This is a genomic window from Chitinophaga polysaccharea, from assembly GCF_902150045.1.
GTDB lineage: Bacteria > Bacteroidota > Bacteroidia > Chitinophagales > Chitinophagaceae > Chitinophaga > Chitinophaga polysaccharea_A.
Map to the genome: position 1 here is coordinate 2,969,806 of NZ_CABFVU010000001.1, position 16,516 is coordinate 2,986,321.

Sequence of the window (16,516 nt, forward strand, 5' to 3'; positions counted from 1 at the left end):
GGTTTCGCCCCAAAGTCAATGGTACCAACACTTCCCGTGCAGGGATTTTGGTAATATCGCTATGCCGCAAAGGCAATAAACGACTAACAACCAAGCCATCTAAATCCCACCTGCCGATGTTAAGATCCTTTATCATAAGTATGGTATGCCTGTTCGGGGGATGCCTTACGGCAAATGCACAGATCGTGATTTCGGGCAACGTCCGCAACAGCGTTACCCAGGAAGTAGTGCCCGTTGTTTCCGTAACCATGAAGGAAGCACAGAACGGGGATTATACCAACGACCAGGGAAATTTTAAATTCTCTACCCGGAAAAATTATCCTGTTACCCTTATACTGTCATCGGTGGGCTTCGAAACAAAAGAGATCATCATTTCCGGCCCCGGGTTCCAGCGTATAGAATTGTCGCCGGCTTCGGTACTGGGAAAAGAAGTGGTGGTTTCTGCCAGCCGGTTCACACAAAAGAAGATTGAGTCGCCGGTAACCATTGAAAGGATCAGCACCAAAGACATTATCAATTCCCCCCAGCCCAGCTACTATAACATGCTGCAGGGCCTCAAGGGAGTAGATGTAACCACTTCCAGTCTCCTGTTCACCACCATCACCACCCGCGGTTTCAACACCAGCGGCAATACCAATTTCACACAGATCGTGGATGGTATGGATAACCAGGCCCCCGGTCTTAATTTCCCTATCGGGGCGATTATCGGTCTTACTGAACTGGATGTAGACAACCTGGAGGTGCTTTCCGGCGCCTCTTCCGCATTATACGGCTCCCGGGGCCTCAATGGTACCATGGTAATGACCGGCAAGGACCCGTTCAAATACCAGGGGCTAAGCGCGCAGATCACGCAGGGAGTGAATCACGTGAAGAAAGGAAAATCCAACGACCCGCTGGGTCCATCGCCTTATTACGACTGGACCGTGCGCTGGGGTAAAAAGGTGAGCGATAAGTTTGCCTTTAAAATAAATGTGCAGTACACCCAGGCGAAAGACTGGATGGCCAACGATACCACCAATACCAACGGTCCCGGTGGCCCCCGGCAGGACCCTAACTATAATGGCGTGAATATTTACGGCAGCAAAACATCGGTTGACATAAATCCCTTCCTGGAAGGCGCCCTGGCACAGGTGCCGGAGCTGGAGCCTATCATAGCGCCCCTGCTGGCAGAAGGCCAGCATAAGGTGGCGCGCACCGGCTACACCGAATACGGCTACCTGAGCAGCGATGCCAAAATGTTTAAAGCCAACGTGGAACTGCGTTATAAGATCAAACCCAAGCTGGAAGCTATCCTCTCAGGCACCTACGGACAGGGCAACGCGGTATACAGCAATGATACCCGTTACGCGCTCACCGGTTTTCACCTGGGGCAATACCGCGCTGAAGTGAAAGCCGAGCACTGGTTTGTAAGGGCCTATACTTCCCGGGAAAATTCAGGTCGCACTATCATTGCCATGCCTACTGCCCAGCTGATCAACGAGGCCTGGAAGCCCAGCTATGACGCAGGTACAGGCGACGGCTGGTACCCGCAGTATACCAGCGCATTGCTGGAGGCCATGTCGCAGGGCCAGAGCTATATAGACGCCAGCAACCTGGCCAGGGCCTTTGCCGACCAGGGCAGGCCCGATGCCGGCAGCCCGCAGTTCCTGCATCTGAAAGACAGTATCTCCAACATCCCTACCTCCAAAGGCGGTACCCTGTTCACAGATAAAAGCCGCCTGTTCAATGCAGAGGCCCAGTATAATTTTACGCACCTGGTAAAGTTTGCAGAACTGATTGCCGGCTTGAATTACCGTCTTTACCGGCTGGATTCCAAAGGCACCCTGTTCCCGGACAACGACAGCCCTATTGATGTAGCCGAATACAGTGCGTACGCCCATCTCACCAAAAAAGTGATCCGCGAAAAACTAAGCCTGGCAGCCGCTTTCCGCTACGATAAGAATACCCTGTTCGCCAAGGCCAGGGTCACCACCCGGGTATCTGCCGTACTGGAAGTGAACAAGGAAAGTTTTATCCGTTTCTCTTACCAGAACGCATACAGCTTCCCGTCTAATATACAGTCGCTCCAGAGCACCCCGGTCGATTACAACAGCTTCGCCTCCGGCGGGTCAGACAGGCTGCTCAACGGTGTATACCAGTTCAATAAATACCCGGCCTATACCCTGGAAAGCGTGGATTCTTTCCAGCGCACAAAGAACCCTGCTGATCTCAAGCAGTTTAGTTTAAACGACATTAAGCCGCAGTCGGTAGATGCGTTTGAGTTAGGTTATTCCTCGCTCATTGCAGGCCGGGTGCTGATAGATGTGCTGGGTTATTATTCTACCTGGAAAAATTTTATCGGCTATGTAAACGTGGCCAATACGCCGGGTACAGCAGATCCCAATGCCTTCCTGGATCACAGCACTTATATCCAGTATAATATTGCCTATAACGGCGCGGAAAAAGTGAATACCTATGGCTATGCCGCCAGTGTGAGCGTAGACCTGTCGAAACATTTCCTGGCAAAAGTGAATTTCTCGTCCGATTTCCTGAAAAACCGGAACAACAGCCAGGTGAATAACTTTAATACGCCTAACTATAAATTCAACGTGGATTTTGGAAATACCGGTTTTGGTAAGAAGGAAAGATTCTCATTTAATACTACCTTCCGTTACAGACCGGCCTATTTTTACCAGATTGGTTTTGGCAGCGGTACGGTGCCCGCCTCGGCAGTGATTGACGCCCAGGTGAGTTACCGGCTCCTGCAGGCGCATTCCACGATTAAACTGGGAGGGGTAAATCTCACCAATACTTACTACAGAAATGGCTTTGGCAGCCCGGCCATCGGGGGGATGTACTACGTCACCTTCGCTTACAATGTTTTCTGATTTATCTAAATAAAACAACCTGTATATGAAACGGTATCCTATCTGTTGGTTATTGATAACCCTGCTGGCAGCCTGCCAGGGCCCGGAAGTTAAGGAGAAAAACGATTATAAGACCCGGCTGCAGTTTGGCCCGGGCGAAGAAACAAAAATTGCCGAAGCGTTCCTGTCGCTGACCGACAGCAGCAGCATCACCTTAAAGGAAGGCACCTACAAATTTGATAATCTCAGTATCGCCCAGGTGAATCACATTCTCATCCAGGGCGCCGGACCGGATAAAACTATTTTTGATTTCTCCGCCCAGAGCCAGGGTGGGGAAGGCATCCGGGTAACTGATGTAAAGGGCTTTACCATCGACGGTCTTACCCTGCGCGACTCCAAGGGCGACCTGATCAAGATCAACAAAAGCGAAAAGGTGGTAGTTACCAATGTGCATGCCATCTGGTCTGTTTCCGATTCCACCAGCGGCGGCTACGCCATTTATCCCGTGATGTGCAAAAACGTGCTGGTAGAAAACTGCTACGCACAGGGCGCATCCGATGCAGGCATCTACGTAGGGCAAACCGACAGCGCTGTTGTACGCAAATGCAAGGCATTTAAAAATGTAGCCGGCTGCGAAATAGAAAACACTTCCCATGCAGAGGTATACGACAATGAGTTCTGGGGCAATACCGCCGGCTTCCTCATTTTTGATCTGCCCGACCTGTCCAAACGCGGAGGCTTTGTAAAAGCGTATAACAATTATATGCATGACAACAACGAAAAGAATTTTGCCAAATCCGGCAGCTTCGGTTCCACCTGGGGCGTAGGTAACGCTGCTCCCGGCAGTGGCGTAGTGATCCTTGCGGCATCCGATATAGAGCTGTACAACAACCGCATCATTAATAATAATTCCAGCGCCATTTCCGTGGTGTCAGGATTTTTTATTGATGAAAAAGCAGGAGGAAAGATCAATGATCATTATTTTCCCATTCCCCGTAATGTGCATATACATGATAATATCATGGAAGTGGGACCTGCATTTCCGCCGGCAGTATTTGAGCATCATACCGGTAAAGTACTGGTAGGCATAGAACAGAAACTGAATGCAGATGATCCGTCGAGGAAAAATGCGCGGCTGCCTTTTATTACCTATGATGGCATTACCACCAACATTCTTACAAAAGGCACTGCTGTGAACCCCGATTCGCTTTGCATACAGCAAACAGGTCCTAACTTGTTTGTGAACGTGGATGCCATGAATATGATGTCGAAAAACTGGAAGCCCAGTACCGATATCACGCCTTATGTATGTAAATAGTTTTTTGTATTAAATTTTTTAAGGGAGATGAGGAAGTCCTGTTTATTTGTGATGTGTTTAATTTTATGGATCGCCGCCACGCAGAGCTGTCAGCAAAAGCCGGCGCCTGCCGCAACGGCCGGGCTGTTCCAGTTTAAACCGAAATTATCTGATTATGGATTCTTTACCGGCGCGCTTAAAACATTGCAGCCGCGTAAAGGTGTGGTGAACTATGAGCTGGTAACGCCATTGTTCACCGATTACACAGTAAAAGACCGCTTTATTGTTTTACCGGAAGGGAAAACAGTGGCCTATACAGATCATGGTCCGCTTGATTTTCCCGATTCTACTTTTATCATAAAGAACTTTGCCTACACCAACCCGGCACACGAAAAGATCATGATAGAGACCCGGTTGCTGTTCAAAGATCCGGCAGACCACCAGTGGAAAGTGATGAACTACCTGTGGAACAAGGAACAGCAGGATGCAGAGAAATGGATCCTGGGAAAAAAGATCCCTGTCACTTTCCTGGACGACAAGGGGCGTGAGCACTCCACCATGTACCAGATGCCCAATACGAACGATTGTAAACGCTGCCACATTAACAACAGCGTGCTTACGCCCATAGGGCCCAAAGCGCGTAATCTTAATTTTGTGCGGCAGGGGCAAACCCAGGATCAGCTGCAGCAGTGGGCTGCCAACGGGTTGCTGGCGGGGATGCCTTCACCTGACAAGGTACCGCGCCTGCCGGATTGGAAAGACAGCCTTCACTACACCGTGAATGAGCGCGCCCGCGCTTACCTGGATGTAAACTGTGCGCATTGCCATACCAAAGGCGGCGATGCATTCAATACGGGTTTGTTCCTGGAATATGAGCAAACTGCCCCGGATCACCTGGGCATCATGAAATCGCCCGTATCTGCCGGCGGCGGCGCCGGCGGGCTGGATTACGATGTTATTCCCGGTGATCCGCAGCACTCCATCCTTGCCTACCGCATGAACAGCGTAGAGCCGGGCACCGCGATGCCAGAGCTGGCGCGTACAGTAGTGCATGCGGAAGGAGTGGAGCTGATAAGGCAGTGGATCCGCGGGATGAAATAAAGCGAAATTTGTCTTGGAACACTGATTACGCTGATTTTGATGATTAGTTTGATTTTACTTTTTGGAATTTGATAATAATAAAGGGAGATATCAGCGAATTCATTCACTCGCATATATCTCCCTTAATAAAAATAAAAACCTAAATAAAATCAAACTAATCATCAAAATCAGCGTTCCAAGACAAAAATCCGCGTAAGGCCGGAGGCCTTACTTACAAGCGCCTTCCACCAGGGGAATGTTATCGAATTTAAGCGCCGCATTATCGCTGTTGAATATGGGTAAACCCTGGTGATCCACGCTGTCGGCCAGCGCTTCGTAGGCTTCGTGGTCGGATATTTTGAAGATCACCGGGCGGGAACTCTCCACGCCTTCACTGTAGAAAACGTATTTGCCACGGATAATACCGTTACTGACAATGCCGTTGAACTGGCCGGTGTTTTTATCTTTCTCAAAAAAATTATATACCAGGGTGCCGGTAGCTACACTGTCGTGCATAGTGATCCTGAGCTGGATAGTATCCCTGCCAAGTACTTTCTCGAAGCAATGACTGGATTTTTCTTTTTCCACTACCGGTGGTACTGAATCTTGTACAACATTGGTTTGCTGCTGCCCGCCTTGCTGGTTACAGGATGCAAAGAGGCCTGCGCCAAGCGCCAGTAAAATATAAGGTGTTTTCATATAGTGAAAATAAGGAAAATGGCGCAATTGCTTTGGTACGCACCTTTTTATTTCCCCGGAAAAAATTGTAATTATGTGGCGCCGCCGCCAGGGGTGGCGTTATATCTTACAAACAATGAAAAAAAGAAGATCCTTACCGGCCGCTTTGTTTTGCCTGCTGGCCATTGGCGCTACTGCCCAGAATAATGGAAATAACCAGGACACACTTGCAGTAGCGGCATGTAAAAAATGTCTGGTAATAGCGGAACAATCACAGCACCGGATCGTGATTGCAGAAGTGCCTTCCGGGAGGGTGATCTGGGAATGGAAACCGGAAAGCTCTAATGTGCAGCCGGCACATGTAAAATGGTTCAGTAATCCCAGCGATGCTAAAATGGTGTACAATAACGGGTACGTGTTAATGAATGCCTCCGGTGGAGGCGTAGCGCTGATCAGGGTGGCTGATAAGAAAACCATATTCTATGCCTACGTAGGCGGCAATACCCATTCCGCCGAACTGTTGCCCGATGGCAATATTGTAAGCGCTTCCAGCACCGGCAATTACCTGATGGTGTTTAAAACAGATACCCTGCATTACCCCGGTGATGTATATACGAAAAAGATCCCCATCGATTTCGGCCATAACGTAGTATGGGATGCAAAACAGCAGCGGTTATGGTCTGCCGCCAGGGAACATATGCATTCCTTCCGGTACAACTTTAACTGTAATGCTCCGGACCTGGTACAGGATACAGTTTTTTCCCTTCCGGGCACAGAAGCACATGACCTGTTCCCTGTATATGGCGAAAATAGTTTATGGCTTACCAACACCACCAACGTATACAAGTTTGATCCCGTTACCCTGAAGCTGACGCAGGCAGATGTGGTGCAGGCAAATATTAAAAGCGTTTCCTCCGCAGGGAATGGGTTTCCAACCATTGTGGCCAGGCCTAAAGTGTCCTGGTGGACAGACGAGGTGATAGACGCCAAAGGCAAGCGCCTGTTCATCCGGAAAGGCTGGAAGATCTACAAAGCAAGATGGGTGGTGCCTAATACATTTAGCTACCCGGCAGGCGATCAGATGCATTTGTGCAGGTAAAACCCTTTAATCTTCGTACTTTTGCGGCAAATGCAAAAAGAAAAGTACGCAATAGGTAATATTCTTACCAATCTCAAGATCGATTCACTCAATGAAATGCAGCAGGCATCGGTGGAAGCGAACAAGCATCACGATGATGTAATCCTGTTGTCAGCTACCGGTTCCGGTAAAACGCTGGCATTCCTGCTGCCCATCCTGGAACGGCTCGATCCTGCCAATAAAAGCACCCAGGCCCTCATAGTGGTGCCTTCCCGTGAGCTGGCCTTACAGATAGAGAAAGTGTTCAAACAGATGGGCACGGGGTATAAAATCACCGCCTGTTATGGCGGGCACCTGCGGGAAACAGAGGAAAATAACCTGATACAGCCTCCTGCGGTGATTGTGGGTACACCCGGCCGCCTGGGGGATCATATCCGCAGGGGAAATATAACCACCGCGGCCATTGAAACCCTGGTGCTTGATGAATTTGATAAAACCCTGGAACTGGGTTTCCAGGAGGAAGTGTCTTTCATCATAGCGTCATTGCCAAATATCAAAAAGCGGATGCTTACGTCGGCTACGGAATCAGTGGAGATCCCGGACTTCCTGGCGCTGAACAATCCGGAAAAGCTGGACTTCCTGCCGGAAGAAGGCACTCCTGCCGCCCGCTTAACGATCAAAGAAGTATTATCGCCTGAAAATGATAAGGTAGAGACCCTGTTCCGCCTGATCTGTTACCTTGGCAACCGCTCTACCATTGTGTTCTGTAACCATCGCGAAGCAGTGGAGCGCACCAGCAGAATGCTGTCTGAAAAAAGTATTATCAATACCTTCTATCATGGCGCCATGGAGCAGCGGGAGCGGGATGCCGCCCTCTGTAAGTTCCGCAACGGCTCTGTAAATGTACTCGTTACAACAGACCTGGCCGCCCGTGGGCTGGATATTCCGAATATCCGTTACATTATTCATTTCCACCTGCCGCATACGGAAGACAGCTGGACGCACCGCAACGGCCGTACCGCCAGGATGGAAGCCAGCGGAACCGCCATACTCATACTGGCGCCCGACGAAAAACGCATGCCTTACCTGGCAGATGAAGTGATCGAAAATATAGAACTGCCTGCCACCTCTACTATACCCGACAAACCAAAATGGACCACCATTTTTATTGGCGCCGGTAAAAAAGATAAAGTGAATAAAGTAGATATTGTTGGGTTCCTGTCCAAACAGGCGCACCTGAAAAAAGAAGATATAGGCTTAATAGAAGTGAAGGATTTCTTTTCTTTCGCAGCAGTAGTGAAATCGAAAGTGCAGCATGCACTGGAAGCAGTGAAGAATGAGAAGATCAAGAATAAGAAAGTAAAGATTGATATAGCGAAATAGGAAATTTTGTAAGATGATTTAAAGAGGCGTCTCAATATGCTGAGGCGCCTTTTTTTCGAAGTATGGCCTCATGAATGTAGGCCGGCAATCCGGTGAAAACTTCCGGATGATTTTTTGCAGCCTGAACAAATGGTGAGCCGGAAGGGCCTATTGCAACAGGATCTATCAGTGTTAGGGAATGATAGTCATGCTTGTTTAACAGATGCGCACGCAAAGCGGTGGTGCCGCCAAAGTCGTGTGCAACAATGTCTGGTTGTTCCAGGCCCCAATGATCGAGCAGCGCTGTGAACACCTCATTTTGTACACCTAATGATACATTCTGCTCTTCCTGTTTTTCCGAGCAGCCATGTCCCAGGAGGTCAAAATAAAACACGCGGTAATGCTCAGCCAGACATGGAGCAATCCGCCGCCATACAACGGATGAAAACGGCGTGCCGTGAAGGAGGACTACAGAGCTTCCTTTTCCAATAATGCCAAAGCGGATTTGCTGACCGCGAAAATTAAAAGTATCCGGTGGTTCGGGGAGGTAAGATATAGTGGGCATACAATGGTTTTTGGGTGAGGTAATACACATGCTTTCGGTTCAGGATTGCTGCTCAATTCCCGTACCAATTGAGATAACGGGGCACTTCAGCCCAATCTATTATCGGACGTCCACAATTTGATTATTCGCCCAAAACACCAGATGTTGCTGCTATGCAGCAAATGATTGACATCTCCGTCAGTAATTATACTGGAGTAGCCAATATTTCCATTCCTTTACATGTTGCCGGATCAAAAAGTATTCAATTACCGGTTGAATTAAGCTATGCCAGTGGTGGCATTAAAGCAGATCAGGCGCCAACAGCAGTTTGCTTGGGATGGGTGCTGAATGCAGGTGGGATGATATCCCGTACCGGTTTTCAATGTTATCTGTATAAGGCTACCTATTACCTATTGGGTAATTTATCGGTAAAAGACGATCCGTCCTTATAATACTCCTGCGTCACCTCGATCACCCCCACAATATTATCATTAAACGCTTCCAGCTCTTCAGCCGGCACCCATAATTCATTGTGAATTTCACCGCCTACATTTTCAACCTTATATCTTTTCAGGAAATCACTATTCACCGAAAACTTAGTGACGAAGCCGGATCCATACGCAGGAACATTCCATTCCACCGATATTTGTATGGCATATGCCTCGTTCATTACGGGGTAAAAAATGGGTTGGTCCGGCCGCCTGGGTGGAAATCTTTTCCAGCCGGATTGTTCAATCAATACCAGTTCATCTGGTCCTACAGGGCGATACAAGGTGGTTAACTCCATTGATAATATTTATCTAATTTTAGAGAACGAATATAGGTAAATGGCAACGAAAACCAAGCTCAGCAAACCGGAAATACCACAATACGTATTAAAAGATTTCCGCCATCTTCACCGCGAAGAGGGCGATACTTCCAGCTTTGGCTATAGTAACCTGGACCCGGCAAAGAAGATTGCCGGTATGGAAATATATTCTAGTGAAGGATTACGGCCGGCGGTAGGGCCTTTAAAATCTGATTTCTACAGGATCAGCATTACACTCAGGGGAAGCGTGGATGTACAACTGGGACTGGAGCAGTTTAAACACCGGCCTGGTACACTGAGTTTTACCTTTCCCGGGCAGGTGTTCAGTAAAAGCAATATCAGTGCAGATACTTTCGGGTATTATATTTTGTTTGATACAGATTTTTTGCAGGAACTTATCCCGGGAGATGAAGTACCAACAGTGTTTCCTTTCTTCGATTATACAGGCGTACCCTTTATACAGTTAACGGAAACGGAAATAACAACGGTGGCTGATTTCTGCGGGAAGATCAATGAAGAGTTGCAGCAGCACCGGCCGGGATGCGGGAAGGCGGTGAAGATGTACCTGTACCTGCTGCTGCTGGAAGTAAAGAGAAGCTATATGGCGCAACAGCTTCACTTAACGGCGACGGATACACGAAATACATACCTGGTGCCCCGGTTCAAAAAACTGGTAAGCCAGCATTTTCTCTCTAAAAAAAGAGTATCAGATTATGCTTCCATGCTGGGCGTAACTCCTAATCACCTTAACCGCACCGTAAAAGAAGTAACCGGCCGCACCGCTTCAGACGCCATTGCAGAAATGTTGGTGCAGGAAGCCAAAGCAGTGCTGCGGTATACGGATACTTCCGTGGCGGAAATCTCTTACCAGCTTAATTTCAGCGATCCGGCCGGATTTAACCGCTTCTTCCGCGAACAAACCGGGCAAACCCCGCTGGCCTTCCGCAAAAATGCATGGTCGGGTTAATACAATGCATAATCCCGGTAACAGCCTGCACAACTTTCTGCCCCAACTTTGCAGGTATAAATAACAACAATATGTCGGAATCATTTGAAAGTAAGAAAGTAATTATTGCCGGCGGCTCTTCGGGAATAGGACTGGCCACTGCCGCCAAACTGGCCGGGGAAAAAGCACATGTAACGGTTACCGGCCGTTCTGCAGCACGACTGGCAGATGCGGCGAAAATCATTCCCGGTATTCACACCGCTGCGCTGGACAGCGGCAACCGGAAAGACCTTAATGCATTCTTTGATACCCGGGGAAATTTTGACCACCTGGTGATTGCCGTAAGCGGGTCTAAAGGAGCGGGTAAATTTGCAGACCTCCCCTTAGAAGAACTGCGGGATGGTTTTGAAGGTAAGTTCTGGCCCCAGCTGAACACCCTCCAGGCAGCGTTGCCTTATGTGAACAAGGGAGGCAGCATTACCCTCATCACTGCTATTTCTGCTATCAGCCGGGCTCCCGGCGTATCCGGGCTGGCTGCCATCAACGGCGCACTGGAGCTGATGATCCCTTCCCTTGCAAAGGAAATACAACCCTTACGCATCAACGCTGTTTCTCCCGGCGTGGTAAATACGCCCTGGTGGGACTTCCTCCCTGCAGATGTCAAAGACGATACCTTCGCAAAGTATGCCGCGCAACTGCCTGTGGGAAGGGTAGGAGAACCGGATGATGTGGCAGATGCCATCCTTTTTCTCATACGTAATGGCAATGTAACGGGAACGGTAGTACGCTGCGACGGCGGGTTGAGCTTATAGCCTGCTTATACCCGCAATGCCTTCATGGTGCGCTGAAAGGCCTGCTGCAGCAGTTCGTTGCTCAGTGTAAAAGGAATACCCGACATAGTGGCATGATGATCAAGGTGGAATTTAACAAGCGTGTAAAAAGGACCATAGGCAATAGCCCAGAACACTTCACGCGGCAGGCTTACTATCTCGCCTTTTTCTACGGCATTGGCCACAAACTGCTGCATGGCCCTCTTGAAAACAACTTCCGGCGCATCATCCTGCTTTTTTATCAGCGGGGAATTGCGGAACTGTTCCGAGAAATGGAACTGCAGCGGGTACTTGAGAATATAGGCATACCTGTTTTGCCATTGCAGCCATAAGCCGGCTTCAAAGTCCATGGCAGGGTCAAAACCCGCCATGGTATGTTCCACAAAGGTTTCCACCACTGCTGCGTATAACTGGTTCAGCAGGTCTTCCCGGTTCCTGAAATAAATATAAATGGTAGACACGGAAATATTGGCTGCCTTGGCAAGTTTATGCATGCTCAATCCGTCAAAGCCTTCATGAACAATCATTTCTATGGCCTTTTCCCGGATGGTCCATTCTTTATTTTCATCTTTTGCACGCATGGGACAAAGATAAAAGAATGGTTGTTCTTTTAAAATTTTACAGCAAATTATTTCAGATGAGCCAGGGAGCTGCCTGCGGGCAGTTCATAAGGATCTTTACCTGCTTCAAAGATCCTGGCGCTGAGCGTGCCTTCCAGCGTTAAAGCATCGCCATGTGCATAAATCCAGCTGCCTTCCCTTAACCCCAGCACTGGCGTCATGTTTTGTGTATGATATTCCCTGATACGTGTTTCGCGCGTTTCTCCCATATGTTGTAAGCCCGGCTGAGGATCCAGGTAATGCGGGTTAAGGTTAAATGGGATCAGGCCCATTGTTTCAAAGCTGGGCGGATATACAATGGGCATATCGTTGGTATTTTGCATGGTAACCCCGCCAATGTTGCTGCCTGCACTGCATCCCATGTATGGGGCGCCATTGTTTACCGCATCGCGGAGCAGGGACATCAGCCCCGCTTCATGTAATTGTTTCACCAGCAGGAAGGTGTTGCCGCCTCCTGTAAAAAAGCCTTTGGCATTTTTAATGGCGGCAGCCGGATCGCTGAAGGTATGCAGGCCGCGCACGCGGATGCCTGCTTCTCCAAAGGCCTCCGCGGCCCTGCTGGTATAATCGTTGTGTGAAATGCCACCCGGGCGGGCAAACGGAACAAACACAATTTCGTCTACGCCGGCATACAATGTTTTCATCGCCGGTTGAAGGTATGCCAGGTAGGTTTGGCCAAACAAAGTAGAAGTGCTCGCCAGTATAAAATGCTTCATATTTTTTAAAATTAAGCAAAGGTAAAACTAATCTTCTTCCCGCAGCTGCTCATGACCCGGGAACAGGGAGTGGCAGTTTTCCGGCAGTGAACCTGCAGGCATTACCATATGTTGTTCCCCTGGCGCAATAGCTGTAGTGGCAATAGTATCCGTTGTTACCGTTTTTTCCCCTGGAGATGGGGAAGGCATGCAGCCTGCTATAAATAACAAACAAAAGAACATTTGTTCCTGGTTGGTGAGCGGCATAAATAAAGAATAAGGCACAGGGGCCATCCCCGCCGGCTTTAAATGTTTTTTTACGGTTTTAATTGTAAATGTGACAATTATTTTGTTCTTTTGAATTACCGCAGCAAAACAGTGCTGTGATACTTGATTTTTAAAACCTCGTTATGAAGAAGAAATATCGTTATATCCGTACGGGTATCCTTGGTATGTTGCTTTCCACGCAAGCTTTACAGGCGCAGAATACAGTGACCTTTCGTCCGGATGCGCCCACTCAGACCATTGACCGCAATATCTATGGCCACTTCGCAGAACATCTGGGAAATTGTATCTATGGCGGGTTTTATGTGGGAGATACCTCACACATCCCTAATACAAATGGCGTACGTAAAGATGTAATTGCCGCATTGCGCAAAATGAAGATCCCTAATCTCCGCTGGCCGGGCGGCTGTTTTGCAGACACCTACCACTGGAAAGACGGGATTGGCCCAAAGGATAAAAGACCAACCATTGTAAATACCTGGTGGGGAAATGTAACCGAAGATAACAGTTTTGGTACGCACGACTTCCTCAACATGTGCGAAGAACTGGGAGCAGAGCCTTACCTGTCCGGCAACGTGGGCAGCGGTACTGCGCAGGAACTGGCCGATTGGGTACAGTATGCCAACTTTCCCGGTAAAAGCCCTATGTCCGATCTGCGTCAGCAGAACGGCCGCAAGGAGCCCTGGAAAGTGCGTTACTGGGGTGTGGGTAATGAAGCCTGGGGCTGCGGTGGTAATATGCGGCCGGAGTACTATGCCGACCTTTACCGCAAGTTTGCCACTTTTATGCAGGGCAACCGCCTGTTCCGTATCGCCTCCGGCGCCAGCGATGGTGATTACAACTGGACGGAAGTGCTGATGAAGAATATCCCTGCAAACCTGCTTGATGGTGTAGCGCTGCACCACTATTCAACGGTTGAATGGAACCATAAAGGCGATGCGGTGGATTTTACCGAAAAACAATATTTCGCTACCATGAAATCGGCCCTGCTGATGGATACACTGATCCGCAGGCATACGGCTATCATGGATAAATACGACCCGAAGAAAAAGATAGCGCTCCTGGTAGACGAATGGGGCGGATGGTATAACGTAGAGAAAGGAACGAATCCCGGTTTCCTGTTCCAGCAAAACACCATGCGCGATGCGATGATTGCAGGCGCCACACTGAATATCTTTAATAATCACTCCGACCGTGTACGCATGGCCAACCTGGCACAGGCTATTAACGTACTGCAATCCGTTATCCTTACTAAAGGAGATGTGATGGTGCTTACGCCAACCTATCATGTAATGGAGATGTATAACGTTCACCAGGATGCTACACTGATTCCCATAGAAATTCACTCCAACGACTATACGTTCGAAAACGAGAAGCTGTCTGCAATTTCCGCCTCTGCTTCCAAAGATAAGAACGGCGTTACGCATATTTCCCTCGTAAATATCGACGCGCATAAAACACAGGAAGTAACGCTGGATACCCATAGCGAAGCCTATAAATCAATCAGCGGTAAATTGCTGGCATCTGCAAAACTGCAGGACTATAACAGCTTTACAAAGCCGGATCTTATTAAACCGGTGGATTTTAAAGGCGCATCGCTTAAAAAGAATACGGTTAGCGTAAAGCTGCCGCCATTTTCCGTAGTAGTGCTGGAATTAAAATAACGGATAGCGGTGGGGTGGTTCTGACCGAACTGGAATCCGGTCTGTATACCACCCGCCGACATTCGTGTTTTTTACCTTGTTAAATAAGTGTCAATATAACATTAATATGAATTCATCCTGGGTAATAGGGGTAGACTATGGTACCGATTCGGTACGCTCTATCATTGTAGATGTACATAACGGGAATGAAATCGCCTCGGCTGTTTTTTATTACCCGCGCTGGAAAGACGGCCTGTACTGCAATGCAGTCCAGAGCCGCTTCCGCCAGCACCCGCTGGATTATGTAGAAGGACTGGAAGCGACCATCCGTCAATGCCTGCAACAGGCAGGGCCCGGCGCTGCTGCCAACATCAAAGCCATTTCAGTGGATACCACCGGTTCCACTCCCGTGGCAGTAGACGAAACAGGTACGCCGCTGGCGCTTACCCCGGCCTTCCGTGAGAACCCCAACGCTATGTTCGTGTTGTGGAAAGACCATACCGCACTGAAAGAAGCCGCCGCTATCAATGCTACGGCCGCTACCTTCGGGGAAAACTACCTCCGCTTTGTGGGAGGGATCTATTCCTCTGAATGGTTCTGGGCCAAGCTGCTGCATATTCTGCGTACAGACGAAGCAGTCAGGAATGCTACCTATTCATGGGTAGAGCATTGCGACTGGATACCGTTCCTGCTTTCCGGCGGAAAACATATCAGCCAGCTGAAACGCGGCGTTTGCAGCGCCGGGCATAAAGCGCTGTTTGCAGAAGAATTCGGCGGCCTGCCCCCGGATGCTTTCTTCACCGCTATTGATCCTTTACTGCAGGGATTTACCCAACGCCTCTTTACAAAAACATATACCTCCGGCGAAGCCGCAGGTCATCTTTGCCCCGAATGGGCGGAGAAGTTAGGCCTCCCTACCAGCGTGGTGATAGGCATTGGTGCATTTGATGCGCATATGGGCGCGGTAGGCGGACAAATTGAACCTTACCATCTCAGCAAGGTAATGGGCACTTCCACCTGCGATATGCTGGTGGCGCCCATGGATGAAATGAAACATAAACTGGTGAAAGGTATCTGCGGACAGGTGCCGGGATCTGTGATCCCCGGTATGATGGGCATGGAAGCAGGGCAGTCGGCTTTTGGCGACGCCTATGCCTGGTTCAGCAACGTACTGGCGTGGCCGTTACATCAGCTGCTGCCTTCGTCGTCGCTCATTGATGTGGAAACCGCCGCAAAACTGGCACAGGAAACCTCTGCCAGGCTAATTACGGAACTGGCCAAACAGGCCGCACAGATCCCGCCTGAAGAGCACAGTGAGCTGGGAATAGACTGGCTCAACGGGCGCCGTACACCGGATGCCGACCAGTCGCTGAAAGGTACCCTCACCGGCCTGAACCTGGCTACAGACGCTCCCCGCATTTTCCGCACCGTGGCGGAATCTACCTGCTTTGGCGCCAAAGCCATCGTAGAGAGGTTTGAAAGGGAAGGAGTGCCTGTGAAAGGTTTAATAGGCATCGGCGGCGTAGCCAAAAAATCAGCCTTTATCATGCAGATGATGGCTGATGTGATGAATATGCCTATCCGCATTCACCGCTCCGAACAAACCTGCGCACTGGGCGCCGCCATGTTCGCAGCTACTGCGGCAGGATTGTTCAGCAGGGTGGAAGACGCTATGGAAGCAATGGGACAGGGCTTTGAAGTGACCTACCATCCCGACGCCCAACGGGCAGGTATATACGAAAGCAGGTACCAGAAGTATAAAGCATTAGGCGCATTTACCTCCGCCATCACTATTGATTAATTC

Annotated in this window: 15 protein-coding genes; 9 read left to right on the forward strand and 6 right to left on the reverse strand. The window is 49.2% G+C overall.

The features are described 5' to 3' along the window. Positions 1–116: 116 nt before the first annotated feature. From FN124_RS12235 to FN124_RS12245, 3 genes are read left to right on the forward strand one after another with little or no spacing between them, the layout of a single operon-like run. Positions 117–2,867, forward strand: a complete 2,751-nt coding sequence (locus tag FN124_RS12235) for a TonB-dependent receptor (RefSeq protein WP_142685000.1) — start codon at positions 117–119, stop codon at positions 2,865–2,867. Between the two features lie 25 nt (positions 2,868–2,892). Then, the gene (locus FN124_RS12240; RefSeq protein WP_142685001.1) at positions 2,893–4,164 is read left to right on the forward strand and encodes a parallel beta-helix domain-containing protein; all 1,272 of its coding nucleotides are present in this window, start codon (positions 2,893–2,895) and stop codon (positions 4,162–4,164) included. Positions 4,165–4,191: 27 nt separating this feature from the next. Then, positions 4,192–5,244 (forward strand): SO2930 family diheme c-type cytochrome, encoded by a 1,053-nt coding sequence (locus tag FN124_RS12245; RefSeq protein ID WP_142685002.1) that lies wholly within the window; start codon positions 4,192–4,194, stop codon positions 5,242–5,244. Between the two features lie 207 nt (positions 5,245–5,451). Here the strand turns inward: FN124_RS12245 and FN124_RS12250 are convergent, their stop codons facing one another. Further along, complete coding sequence (locus FN124_RS12250) at positions 5,452–5,922, reverse strand: hypothetical protein (RefSeq protein WP_142685003.1); 471 nt, start codon at positions 5,920–5,922, stop codon at positions 5,452–5,454. A gap of 115 nt (positions 5,923–6,037) precedes the next feature. Here FN124_RS12250 and FN124_RS12255 point away from each other — a divergent pair, with 115 nt between their 5' ends. Then, positions 6,038–7,000, forward strand: a complete 963-nt coding sequence (locus FN124_RS12255) for a DUF6528 family protein (protein WP_142685004.1) — start codon at positions 6,038–6,040, stop codon at positions 6,998–7,000. Positions 7,001–7,030: 30 nt separating this feature from the next. Then, on the forward strand, positions 7,031–8,362 hold the full coding sequence (locus FN124_RS12260) for a DEAD/DEAH box helicase (protein WP_142685005.1): 1,332 nt from the start codon (positions 7,031–7,033) through the stop codon (positions 8,360–8,362). A 31-nt stretch (positions 8,363–8,393) separates the two neighbouring features. On the opposite strand, the gene FN124_RS12265 is transcribed toward FN124_RS12260, so the two are convergent. Beyond that, on the reverse strand, positions 8,394–8,906 hold the full coding sequence (locus tag FN124_RS12265) for an alpha/beta fold hydrolase (protein ID WP_142685006.1): 513 nt from the start codon (positions 8,904–8,906) through the stop codon (positions 8,394–8,396). Between the two features lie 385 nt (positions 8,907–9,291). Continuing rightward, a complete protein-coding gene (locus FN124_RS12270; protein WP_142685007.1) occupies positions 9,292–9,672 on the reverse strand; it encodes a hypothetical protein in 381 nt (126 codons plus the stop codon). Positions 9,673–9,712: 40 nt separating this feature from the next. On the opposite strand from FN124_RS12270, the gene FN124_RS12275 reads away from it, so the two are divergent. Both FN124_RS12275 and FN124_RS12280 read left to right on the forward strand, forming a co-directional pair. After that, on the forward strand, positions 9,713–10,660 hold the full coding sequence (locus FN124_RS12275) for a helix-turn-helix domain-containing protein (RefSeq protein WP_142685008.1): 948 nt from the start codon (positions 9,713–9,715) through the stop codon (positions 10,658–10,660). Between the two features lie 71 nt (positions 10,661–10,731). After that, positions 10,732–11,451 (forward strand): SDR family oxidoreductase, encoded by a 720-nt coding sequence (locus tag FN124_RS12280; RefSeq protein WP_142685009.1) that lies wholly within the window; start codon positions 10,732–10,734, stop codon positions 11,449–11,451. A gap of 5 nt (positions 11,452–11,456) precedes the next feature. Here FN124_RS12280 and FN124_RS12285 read toward each other — a convergent pair whose 3' ends face one another. From FN124_RS12285 to FN124_RS12295, 3 genes are read right to left on the reverse strand one after another with little or no spacing between them, the layout of a single operon-like run. Further along, positions 11,457–12,050, reverse strand: a complete 594-nt coding sequence (locus FN124_RS12285) for a TetR/AcrR family transcriptional regulator (RefSeq protein WP_142685010.1) — start codon at positions 12,048–12,050, stop codon at positions 11,457–11,459. Between the two features lie 47 nt (positions 12,051–12,097). Then, the gene (gene pepE / locus FN124_RS12290) at positions 12,098–12,805 is read right to left on the reverse strand and encodes a dipeptidase PepE (RefSeq protein ID WP_142685011.1); all 708 of its coding nucleotides are present in this window, start codon (positions 12,803–12,805) and stop codon (positions 12,098–12,100) included. 27 nt (positions 12,806–12,832) lie between these two features. Then, a complete protein-coding gene (locus FN124_RS12295; protein WP_142685012.1) occupies positions 12,833–13,078 on the reverse strand; it encodes a hypothetical protein in 246 nt (81 codons plus the stop codon). A 116-nt stretch (positions 13,079–13,194) separates the two neighbouring features. Here FN124_RS12295 and FN124_RS12300 point away from each other — a divergent pair, with 116 nt between their 5' ends. Together FN124_RS12300 and FN124_RS12305 are read left to right on the forward strand one after the other, a co-directional pair. Beyond that, positions 13,195–14,733 (forward strand): alpha-N-arabinofuranosidase, encoded by a 1,539-nt coding sequence (locus FN124_RS12300; RefSeq protein ID WP_260607405.1) that lies wholly within the window; start codon positions 13,195–13,197, stop codon positions 14,731–14,733. Positions 14,734–14,839: 106 nt separating this feature from the next. Further along, on the forward strand, positions 14,840–16,513 hold the full coding sequence (locus FN124_RS12305; protein ID WP_142685013.1) for a ribulokinase: 1,674 nt from the start codon (positions 14,840–14,842) through the stop codon (positions 16,511–16,513). Positions 16,514–16,516: the final 3 nt, after the last annotated feature.

Bases quoted from the DNA above. Each gene is read 5' to 3' on its own strand.
- FN124_RS12250 (WP_142685003.1), bottom strand. From the start codon at position 5,922: ATGAAAACACCTTATATTTTACTGGCGCTTGGCGCAGGCCTCTTTGCA.
- FN124_RS12300 (WP_260607405.1), top strand. From the start codon at position 13,195: ATGAAGAAGAAATATCGTTATATCCGTACGGGTATCCTTGGTATGTTG.
- FN124_RS12245 (WP_142685002.1), top strand. From the start codon at position 4,192: ATGAGGAAGTCCTGTTTATTTGTGATGTGTTTAATTTTATGGATCGCC.
- pepE (WP_142685011.1), bottom strand. From the start codon at position 12,805: ATGAAGCATTTTATACTGGCGAGCACTTCTACTTTGTTTGGCCAAACC.
- FN124_RS12285 (WP_142685010.1), bottom strand. From the start codon at position 12,050: ATGCGTGCAAAAGATGAAAATAAAGAATGGACCATCCGGGAAAAGGCC.
- FN124_RS12260 (WP_142685005.1), top strand. From the start codon at position 7,031: ATGCAAAAAGAAAAGTACGCAATAGGTAATATTCTTACCAATCTCAAG.
- FN124_RS12270 (WP_142685007.1), bottom strand. From the start codon at position 9,672: ATGGAGTTAACCACCTTGTATCGCCCTGTAGGACCAGATGAACTGGTA.
- FN124_RS12280 (WP_142685009.1), top strand. From the start codon at position 10,732: ATGTCGGAATCATTTGAAAGTAAGAAAGTAATTATTGCCGGCGGCTCT.
- FN124_RS12275 (WP_142685008.1), top strand. From the start codon at position 9,713: ATGGCAACGAAAACCAAGCTCAGCAAACCGGAAATACCACAATACGTA.
- FN124_RS12305 (WP_142685013.1), top strand. From the start codon at position 14,840: ATGAATTCATCCTGGGTAATAGGGGTAGACTATGGTACCGATTCGGTA.
- FN124_RS12295 (WP_142685012.1), bottom strand. From the start codon at position 13,078: ATGGCCCCTGTGCCTTATTCTTTATTTATGCCGCTCACCAACCAGGAA.
- FN124_RS12255 (WP_142685004.1), top strand. From the start codon at position 6,038: ATGAAAAAAAGAAGATCCTTACCGGCCGCTTTGTTTTGCCTGCTGGCC.
- FN124_RS12235 (WP_142685000.1), top strand. From the start codon at position 117: ATGTTAAGATCCTTTATCATAAGTATGGTATGCCTGTTCGGGGGATGC.
- FN124_RS12265 (WP_142685006.1), bottom strand. From the start codon at position 8,906: ATGCCCACTATATCTTACCTCCCCGAACCACCGGATACTTTTAATTTT.
- FN124_RS12240 (WP_142685001.1), top strand. From the start codon at position 2,893: ATGAAACGGTATCCTATCTGTTGGTTATTGATAACCCTGCTGGCAGCC.